A 3,194-nucleotide genomic window follows, 5' to 3' on the forward strand; every position below is an offset into this window, starting at 1 on the left:
CCGGAAACCGGACTGCAATAACGTACGTTCTTTTACACAGGAACAGATTAAAAAAACGTACGTATGCGCCGGGGATGAAAATGCGCCACCTGGTGGTTCCGTTACCGTTCCTGCCGAAAGCGTCCCGCCAGGATTTGTGTGGCCGGAAGGACTGCAGCAACTGCTGCCGGCGGGTGAGCAGGCGATGCTGGCGACGCAACTGCAGCATCTGCGTCAGCGCAGCCCTGAACTGGCGGATGGCGTGATGACAACAGTGATAACCGGCGTCCGTGAAGGGAGGGTCAACAACCCGGTGGGTTACCTGCTGACGCTTCTGCGCCAGGCGCGGGAAGGGAAGTTCCGTCTGCCGGAAGGGGCGGTGAAATCAGGGGCTGTAACGTCACCACCGACGTCAGTGCCAGTGGCTGCCACCCGTCCGGGCCATACCGGGGCTCAGCATGGCCGTGATGAACATGCTGCGGAAGAAGAATTTGTTCCTGCGCCGAAGGAGCTTGTTGCCGCGAAACTGGCGGAAGCCCGCGCCATGCTGCAGATTAACCGACGCTGAGTGAAGTATGGCGTTTTGTGTGGATGGTAGTATTTTGATTAAAAAATGAGCTATGCTGCCACTGGCAGCACGGTATAAAAAATGACCAGTTAATTATGCTGACGGACGTTGAGTGAGGCAAAGTGTGGCGTTCTGTATGGACGGGAGTGTGCTGATTAAAAAATGAGCTATGCTGCCACTGGCAGCGCGGTATAAAAAATAGCCAGTTAATTATGCTGACGGACGTTGAGTGAGGCAAAGTGTGGCGTTCTGTATGGACGGGAGTGTGCTGATTAAAAAATGAGCTATGCTGCCACTGGCAGCGCGGTATAAAAAATGACCAGTTAATTATACTGACGGACGTTGAGTGAAGCAAAGTGTGGCGTTCTGTATGGACGGGAGTGCGCTGATTAAAAAATGAGCTATATTGCCACTGGCGAAGCGGTATAAAAATGACCGCTTTATTTCACAAGTGGGCAAAGAAAACAACAATTGCAACTCACAGATCATTGCAATGTGAAAATGTGAAATCTGGAAAAAGAGTTTCGTGTTGTCTGTTGATTATCACTCTCCGAATATAGCGGAACGTTTATTTACATTAATCCATGGTGAGGACCAGGTAATGAGTGATGAACAGACCACCCCGGAACCGGGAAAGGCCGGTGCGCTGCGTTCAGCAATGAATGTCTCGCTGAACACACATTACGCAATACGTTTATGGGAAGGGCGTTATCCGGAATACAGAACCCAAAAAGGAGGGCGTAAAAAGGAAAACGCCCGTCATCGCAGCCTTATTTTCAGCATGCCCGGGTTCATCCAGAAAGCCGGACGGATTAACCAGGATTCCGCAAATGATAACCCCTGGGCTGATGCCAAAATGCTGGAGCTGGAAAATCTGATTAATACTGCGATTGAAAAAATGCAGGAAGAGCTTGACGGGCTGAAAAAAGTGATGTCAATGATACCAGCCCAGGTGACCATTTCAGATATTACCAGCGTTTCACCTCTTAATATCGGGGTCTTCAGCAGGACGCCGGTAGGGTATCGCTGTGTCTGGCTGCTGGTAGGGTTTGACCAGCTGGCCATGCAGGCATTTCAGGCGGCGCATTATGGCTGCATTTCCAGACGGGAACTGAGCAGTTGTCTTGGCCGGGGAGGGTATCTGGTCCGGCAAATCTATGGTGCTGCCCAGAAGTACCGTTATTTACCCGTAACCCGTGAAGATATTGCGGTGAACAATGATAAGGCCAGGGAAGCGATAAAGCTTTTCGGGAATGTTGACCCTGATATTTTATTCGGGAAGAAGCGTTCCTCATGGTCTCCACCGGTTAACAGGCGCAGCATTGATGCGTTGAAAAGAATGAGCGAAGAGGGTTTGGAAGGGCCTGTTATCACTGCCGGAACGGCGGGGAAACCGGTACGGGATGGCACTGAACAAATATCGGATAGTGACAGTTCTTCAGGATCAGATGATGTACCGGTACTGTCGCAGACGCAGGCAGAAGAAGCCATCGCACAGGATGACGGGAAGGGCGAGCTGACGGATGAGGTTGACATTGATACTGACATTGATATCGATGATTTGTCTGTGCTGCTGCCCCCTGCTGATGCTGTACCGGAGTAAGTCACGGTATGCGTCTTTTTCTGTGTGAGAAGCCTTCCCAGGCACGGGATATTGCGAAGTTCATTGGTGCCGGCCAGCGCGGGGAAGGCTTTCTGTCGGGAGCCGGTGTCATCGTCACCTGGGCCCGGGGGCACCTGCTTGAACAGGCTGAACCCGGGGCCTACGGTGAGCAGTACGGTAACCCCTGGCGAATGGAGGTGCTTCCGCTGATACCGCCGCAGTGGAAGCTGGAGGTGAAAAAAGAGGCCCGTGCCCAGTTTACGGTGATTAACCGTCTTCTTAAACAAGTGGATGAGGTGGTGATAGCCACCGACGCCGACCGGGAAGGCGAGGTGATTGCGCGGGAGCTGCTGGAGTACTGCCGTTTTCAGGGTCGGGTATACCGGTTGTGGCTGTCCGCGCTGGATGATGCCAGTATTCGTGCCGCACTGGCAGACATATGGCCGTCTGAGAAAACGGAAGCACTTTACCGCGCCGGGGTTGGTCGTGGCCGGGCGGACTGGGTTACCGGGATGAATCTGACGCGTCTTTACACCCTGAAGGCCAGGGAAGCGGGCATCAGCGGGGTCATGTCCGTTGGCCGGGTGCAGACGCCGACACTGGCCATTGTGGTCCGGCGCGACCTTGATATTGAGAATTTTATCCCGAAGCCTTATTCCGACGTTATTGCCACGCTGGTATCTGACAATATTGCCTTTCCGGCAAAATGGGTGGCGGCGGCACAGTACTGTGATGAAGAGGGCCGCTGTGTTCAGCCGGGGATAGCCGCGCAGGTGGTGCAGTTATGCCTTCAGACAGCGTCAGCGACGGTGATTGAGTGCCAGACGAAACGGCAGAAGAAGTCCGCGCCCCTGGCGTTTAGTCTGGGCTCCCTGCAGCAGGCCTGCGCAGAAAAATTTGGCATGCCGGCACAGACGGTGCTGGACATTGCCCAGAGTCTGTATGAAACCCACAAACTTACCACCTATCCGCGAACGGACTGTGGTTATCTGCCGGTATCGATGCGGAACGAGATTCGCGAGGTGCTGGCTGCCCTGATGCAGA

General features: G+C 53.7%; 2 protein-coding genes and 1 pseudogene. All 3 read left to right on the forward strand.

Features of this window, described 5'->3' with window-relative positions; genetic code table 11:
• Positions 1–547 (forward strand): annotated as a pseudogene (locus BZK42_RS28830) (STY4528 family pathogenicity island replication protein); the annotation flags it as partial.
• 601 nt (positions 548–1,148) lie between these two features.
• Positions 1,149–2,150: a PFL_4669 family integrating conjugative element protein gene (locus BZK42_RS27630; RefSeq protein ID WP_080861520.1), complete on the forward strand. Its 1,002-nt coding sequence runs from the start codon at positions 1,149–1,151 to the stop codon at positions 2,148–2,150.
• Positions 2,151–2,158: 8 nt separating this feature from the next.
• Positions 2,159–3,194, forward strand: a 1,036-nt coding sequence (locus BZK42_RS27635; RefSeq protein WP_158083407.1) for a DNA topoisomerase, incomplete at its 3' end; no start/stop codon positions are given.

Source organism: Citrobacter braakii, assembly GCF_002075345.1.
Classification (GTDB): Bacteria; Pseudomonadota; Gammaproteobacteria; order Enterobacterales; family Enterobacteriaceae; genus Citrobacter; species Citrobacter braakii.